The sequence below is a fragment of the Monashia sp. HAY1-5C genome (assembly GCF_056755255.1).
The window spans coordinates 22,847-28,963 of the sequence record NZ_JBPGXG010000046.1 but is presented as its reverse complement, the minus strand read 5'-3'; the positions used below and the strand labels follow the sequence as shown (position 1 = coordinate 28,963).

The 6,117-nt window shown below is 67.4% G+C and carries 5 protein-coding genes; 2 read left to right on the top strand and 3 right to left on the bottom strand.

Going from position 1 to position 6,117, the window contains the following annotated elements:
• Positions 1-143: 143 nt before the first annotated feature.
• The 3 genes from ACR9ZK_RS09360 to ACR9ZK_RS09350 all read right to left on the bottom strand — a co-directional run bounded on the left by ACR9ZK_RS09360 (position 144) and on the right by ACR9ZK_RS09350 (position 3,458).
• Complete coding sequence (locus ACR9ZK_RS09360; protein WP_481341625.1) at positions 144-1,073, bottom strand: carbohydrate ABC transporter permease; 930 nt, start codon at positions 1,071-1,073, stop codon at positions 144-146.
• Positions 1,070-2,053, bottom strand: coding sequence for a carbohydrate ABC transporter permease (locus tag ACR9ZK_RS09355; protein WP_481341624.1), 984 nt, complete (start codon positions 2,051-2,053; stop codon positions 1,070-1,072). The genes ACR9ZK_RS09360 and ACR9ZK_RS09355 overlap by 4 nt, the downstream gene beginning before the upstream one ends.
• 79 nt (positions 2,054-2,132) lie before the next feature.
• A complete protein-coding gene (locus tag ACR9ZK_RS09350; protein ID WP_481341623.1) occupies positions 2,133-3,458 on the bottom strand; it encodes an ABC transporter substrate-binding protein in 1,326 nt (441 codons plus the stop codon).
• 412 nt (positions 3,459-3,870) lie between these two features.
• Between ACR9ZK_RS09350 and ACR9ZK_RS09345 the strand changes: the two genes are divergently transcribed.
• Positions 3,871-5,583 (top strand): fumarate hydratase, encoded by a 1,713-nt coding sequence (locus ACR9ZK_RS09345; RefSeq protein WP_481341622.1) that lies wholly within the window; start codon positions 3,871-3,873, stop codon positions 5,581-5,583.
• A 17-nt stretch (positions 5,584-5,600) separates the two neighbouring features.
• Positions 5,601-6,116: a beta-class carbonic anhydrase gene (locus ACR9ZK_RS09340; RefSeq protein WP_481341621.1), complete on the top strand. Its 516-nt coding sequence runs from the start codon at positions 5,601-5,603 to the stop codon at positions 6,114-6,116.
• The last annotated feature ends 1 nt before the right edge of the window (position 6,117 follow it).

Below are 6,117 nucleotides of genomic sequence, written 5' to 3'. Positions count from 1 at the left end.
CCCCCCCCCCCCCCCCCCCCTCTCTCCCAACCAGAACACCCCCCCCCAGATGTAGCTCCGTCTCGTGGGCTCGGAGATGTGTATAAGAGACAGCCTGAGCGGGGTCCCGGGCGCCGGCGACGACAGGGCTGCGGGGGTCGGCCTCAGCCCTTGACGGCCCCGGAGGTCATGCCGCGGATGAAGTACCGCTGCAGCGAGAGGAAGACGAGGATCGGGACGATGATCGTCACGTATCCGGCTGCAGGGATGAGCTCCCGTCCTGCTCCGGTCTGGCCCTGCAGGCCCTGCAGCGCCACGGTGGCGACGGTGTTGTCGCCACGACCGAGGAAGATCAGCGCCACGAGGAGGTCGTTCCAGACCCAGAGGAACTGGAAGATCGCGAATGACGCCAGTGCGGGCGTCGACATCGGCATGATGAGCCGCCAGAACGTCGTGAAGTGGCTCGCACCGTCGATCTTCGCCGACTCGATCACCGCGGTGGGCAGGCCGGACATGTAGCTGCGCAGGATGTAGACGGCCAACGGCATGCCGAACCCGATGTGCGCCAGCCAGACCGCGATGAAGGTGCCGTTGAGGCCGAGGCCCGAGTAGAGCTTGACCAGGGGGACGAAGGCCACCTGGTTGGGCACGACGAGCAGGCCCACGATGATGACGAAGACGACGTCGCGGCCTTTCCACTGCATGAACGTGAACGCGTACGCCGCGAACGCTGCGATGAGGATGGGGATGACCGTCGCCGGCAGCGCCACGATGAGGCTGTTGAGGAACGCTTGGGCCATCGGGATGCCGGCCGCGTCCGAGGTCAGGACCGTGCTGTAGTTCTGCACCGTCCACGCCGAGCCGAACGGGTTGAAGAACGCGGTCCACCAGCCCGAGGCGAACTGCTCGTCACGTGGACGGAACGAGTTGACGAGCATCCCGAGGGCCGGGATCATCCACGCGATGCAGAGGACGAGCACTCCGATGCGGACCGGCCAGTTCGCTGACCCCGTGCCGGCACCGGGCTTGCTCTGGCGCAGGAGCTGCGGCTCGTCGGCGGGTGCGCCGGTGCCTGGCTGGAGCGTCGTGGTCATCGTGCTGCCTCCTCGGCCCTGAAGTGGCGGACCTGGTAGATGAGGATCGGGATGACGGCAAGCAGCAGGATCACGACAATGGTGGCCGCGTAGCCGTTGTTGCCCTGCGTGTAGAGCTCGTCGTAGAAGCGCCGTGCGATGACGTCGGTGTCGTAGGCGCCGTTGGTCGTCACGTAGACGACGTCGAACACCTTCATGACACCGATGAGGACCGTGATGAACACCGTGATCACCGTCGGCCAGATCTGAGGGACGATGATGCTGAAGAAGATCCGCCGCTCGCCGGCTCCGTCGATGCGCCCAGCCTCGACGGTGTCCTCGGGGACGCCCTTGATGGCCGCGGAGAGCAGCACCATCGAGTACCCGACCTGGGTCCAGATGAGGATGATCATGAGCAGCAGACTGTTGAAGTGCAGCGTGCTCTGCCCATACCAGAAGACCGGCGCCTTGTTGAACAGGCCCAGGAAGGCGTTGAGCAGCCCGGTCTGCGGAGTGCCTGGCGGCTGGTAGTCGTAGATGGTGCGCCAGATGGTGGCGGCCCCGACCATGCTGATCGCCATCGGCAGGAAGATGAAGGTCTTGGCAGCCTTCTCACCGCGCGGCCTGAGCCGGTCGGCCAGCACGGCCACCCCGAGGCCCAGCACCACGGTCAGGGCCGGGACGATGACGATCCACAGGACGTTGTTGAACAGCACCTGCAGAAACGTCTTGTCGGTCAGGACGTCCCCGTAGTTCTTGAACCCGACGTAGGCCGTGGAGTCCTCGTTGGCGAAGCTGTACTGGATCGTGACGATCGCGGGGTAGATCAGGTACACCGTGATCGCGAGGATCGCGGGCCCGGCGAACATCCACGGTTTGACGCGGTCCTCCCAGCGGCCCTTGAGCGACTCGGCCAGCTTGTTGAGGATCCAGAAGATGATGATGGCGCCGCCGATCCCGCCGATGATCGCGATCACCGCGTTCACGATCTTGATGGCCATGGCACTTCCTCTCTCTGTTGGGAGAATGCGCTGTCGACCGCGGGGGCGACCGGTCGGTCACCCCCGCGGTAAGGCGGCGTCAGCTGCCGGTCTTCGGGAAGCTGTCGTCGATGTTGTTGAGCGTGGTGTCGAGGTCCTGCTGGCCCGAGAGCCACTTGACCGGCTCGGTCCAGAAGGTCCCGGCACCCACCTTGGCCGGCATGGAGTCGGAGCCGTCGAAGCGGGCCGCGGTCGCCTTGTAGAGCACGTTGGTGGCGATCGTCTGCAGGGTCTTGTTCGGCAGCAGCGACACGTCGGCCGTCTTGTGCGGCGAGAAGGCGCCGTTCTTGGCCTGCTGGGTGCCGTTCTCCTTGCTGGCGATGAAGTTGCGCAGCTTGAGCGAGTTCGGGTCGTTGTTGAAGGCTGCGACGATGTCACCGGCGACGAGGACCGGGTTGTCGCCTGCCGTCTTGGCCGGGAAAGGCAGCGGCGCGGTCTCGGTGTCCAGCTTGGAGATCACGGAGTCGGGGAAGCCGCCCTTGTTGGCCACGAACGTCGCCTGCTTGAACAGGTAGCAGCCCGGGGGGTTGCTGAACAGCGCGTTGCCGCCGGTCTGGAAGTTCGTGGCGACGATGGACTTCGTGCCGCCCCGGACGTAGCCGTCGCCGAAGGCGATCTTCTGGAAGTACTCCCATGCCGGCTTGATCTCCGGGCTGTTGAACTTCAGCTCGCCCTTGACCCACTTGTCGTAGTTGTCAGGTCCGGCGATGCGCAGGACGAGGTCCTCGATCCAGTCGGTGATGGGCCACCCCGTCGCCTGCCCGGACTCGGCCGCGATGCACCATGGGGTCTTGCCCTCGGACTTGATCTTCTGGGTCAGCGTGAGCAGGTCGTCCAACGTTGCAGGGGCGCTGAGCCCGGCCGCCTTGAAGGCGGGCGCGTCGGTCCACAGGATGCTCTTGACGCTCACCTCGTTGGGCAGGCCGTAGACCTTCCCGTCCGCGCAGGTGCCGGCCTGGACGAAGCCCGGGACGAGCGTCTCCTTGTCGGTGGCGACGGTCGCGTCGTCGAACGGGACCAGCTTCTTCTGCTTGGCCAGGTCACACATGAGGCCCGGCTGGGGGAAGAGACCGACGTCCGGCGCGTTCCCACCCTGGACCCTGGTGCGGATCTCGGTGTCCCATGATGCCGATTTGGTGAACTTCACGGTGATCTTGTTCTGCGCCGCCCAAGCAGACACGTCGGCCTTGAAGCCCGGCTCGGTGTCCGGTCCGAGGCCGTACATGACCTCGATCGTGCTCTTGCCCGGGCCGCTGGCGGGACCGGCGTTGGGCCCGGAGCCCGAGTTCGACGACAGGCAGCCTGAGGCGAGGCCCGCGACGGTGATGCCGATCAGGGCCGTGAGCCCTGCCTTTCGGTTCAACATTCCTGCTCCTTCTCGGAAGGCTTGGGGGCGTCATCGGCCCCACGCTGACCGGCCGCGCTGGAGACCGGTGTTCCACAGGATTCCGGCGTGACCACCGGCTGGCTGACGGGGCCACAGCCCCATCCGTCCGTCCCTCTCACCCAACACCACAACAGTGACGTGCGCCACAACTGTCAACACTTCTTGCCGAAGTGTTACGCAGCCGCACGTCGCCCGTGCCACGCGGAGGATGTCGGCCCACGCCCGGCACGTACCCGCTCGGACGGGTCCGACAGCAGCGGAACCCGCCACACCCGACCCCAGCCCGCTGCGGTGACACCCCCCGACGGCTCCCCGTGCCCCCGCGCTACCGTGGTGCCGCCGGAGTCCGCCCGCACGAGGCCGGTGGGCGGCCGGGTGCACAGGAGAAAGAGTGAGCGACTTCCAGTACGAGGACCTGCTTCCCATCGGCGCGGACGAGACGCCGTACCGCCTCCTCACCACCGAGGGAGTGCGCACCGTCGAGGGACCCGGTGGCCGGACCTTCCTCGAGGTCGAGCCCGAGGCCCTGCGCCTGCTCACCGAGACCGCGATGCACGACATCGCCCACTACCTGCGCCCGGCCCACCTGCAGCAGCTGCGCAGCATCCTCGATGACCCCGAGGCGAGCAACAACGACAGGTTCGTCGCCCTCGACCTGCTCAAGAACGCCAACATCGCGGCGGGTGGTGTGCTGCCGATGTGCCAGGACACCGGCACGGCGATCGTCATGGGCAAGCGTGGCCAGCACGTCCTCACGCCCGGCACCGACGAGCGCGCCGTCGCCGAGGGCGTCCGCGACGCGTACACGCGTCTCAACCTGCGCTACTCGCAGATGGCGCCGCTGACCATGTGGGAGGAGAGGAACACCGGCTCGAACCTCCCCGCGCAGATCGAGCTCTACGCCGACACCGCCGTGGGCCACGAGACCTCGTACAAGTTCCTCTTCATGGCCAAGGGCGGCGGCTCGGCGAACAAGAGCTTCCTCTACCAGGAGACCAAGGCGATCCTCAACGAGGAGGCCATGATGCGCTTCCTCGACGAGAAGCTCCGGTCGCTCGGCACCGCCGCGTGCCCGCCGTACCACCTGGCCATCGTCATCGGCGGGACGAGCGCCGAGTTCGCCCTGAAGACAGCCAAGTACGCGTCGGCCAAGTACCTCGACACCCTGCCCAAGCAGGGCTCCATGACGGCCCACGCCTTCCGCGACACCGAGCTCGAGGAGAAGGTGCTCGAGCTGACCCGGCAGTTCGGCATCGGTGCCCAGTTCGGCGGCAAGTACTTCTGCCACGACGTCCGCGTCGTGCGCCTGCCCCGCCACGGTGCGAGCCTGCCGGTGGCCATCGCCGTCTCCTGCTCGGCAGACCGTCAGTGCCTCGGCAGGATCACGCCCGAGGGGGTCTTCATCGAGCAGCTCGAGACCGACCCGGCGCGCTTCCTGCCCGACGCCGGCTCGGTGGACCTCGGCGACCACGAGGACGACGCGGTCGGGGTCAGCTCGACCAGCCGCAACGTCGTCGTCAAGGTCGACCTCAACCAGCCCATGGACGACATCCTCGCCGAGCTGTCGAGGCACCCGGTCAAGACGCGGCTGTCGCTGACCGGCCCGCTCGTCGTCGCGCGCGACATCGCGCACGCCAAGATCAAGGAACGCCTCGACGCGGGCGAGCCGATGCCGCAGTACCTCAAGGACCACCCGGTGTACTACGCGGGACCGGCCAAGACGCCCGAGGGCATGCCGTCGGGCTCCTTCGGACCGACGACGGCCGGCCGGATGGACTCCTACGTCGACCAGTTCCAAGCGGCCGGCGGCAGCAAGGTCATGCTCGCCAAGGGCAACCGCAGCACGCAGGTCACCGACGCGTGCGCCGCGCACGGCGGCTTCTACCTCGGCTCGATCGGCGGCCCCGCGGCCCGGCTCGCCCAGGACTGCATCAAGCACGTCGAGGTCCTCGAGTACGAGGAGCTCGGCATGGAGGCCGTCTGGAAGATCGACGTCGAGGACTTCCCGGCCTTCATCGTCGTCGACGACAAGGGCAACGACTTCTTCGCCGAGGTGAGCAAGCCGGTGGCCTTCACCATCGGCAGGCGGCCCGGACTCGAGTGAACGAGGAGACAACGACAGTGACCCAGAACGCTTCCGCCCCAGCCGGTTTCGAGGATCTCGTCGCAGCCAACCGCGACTACGCGGCGCGGTTCGAGATGGCCGGCTTCGACGGCATCGCCCGGGCCGGCGTCGCCATCGTCACGTGCATGGACTCGCGCATCGACCCCCTGGGGCTCGTCGGCCTCAAGCCCGGCGACGCGAAGATCTTCCGCAACCCCGGCGGCCGCGTGGCCTCCGAGGCCCTCGAGGCGCTCGTCCTCGCCACCCACCTGCTCAACGTCGACCGCATCCTCGTCGTCCCCCACACCCGGTGCGCCATGGCGTCCAACAGCGAGGCCGAGCTGCGCGAGCGCGTCGGTGAGAGCGCGGGCAAGGACGCGTCGTGGATGGTCTTCCACGCCATCGCCGACCAGGAGCGCGCGCTGCGAGAGGACCTCGCCAAGGTCCGCTCGCACCCGCTCATCGCCGAGGGCACGCAGGTGGCGGGCTTCGTCTACGACGTCGACACCGGCCTGCTGCGCCACGTCGACTGAC

Excerpts from the sequence above, each read along its gene's own strand:
- ACR9ZK_RS09360 (WP_481341625.1), bottom strand. The coding sequence starts at position 1,073 with ATGACCACGACGCTCCAGCCAGGCACCGGCGCACCCGCCGACGAGCCG.
- ACR9ZK_RS09355 (WP_481341624.1), bottom strand. The coding sequence starts at position 2,053 with ATGGCCATCAAGATCGTGAACGCGGTGATCGCGATCATCGGCGGGATC.
- ACR9ZK_RS09350 (WP_481341623.1), bottom strand. The coding sequence starts at position 3,458 with ATGTTGAACCGAAAGGCAGGGCTCACGGCCCTGATCGGCATCACCGTC.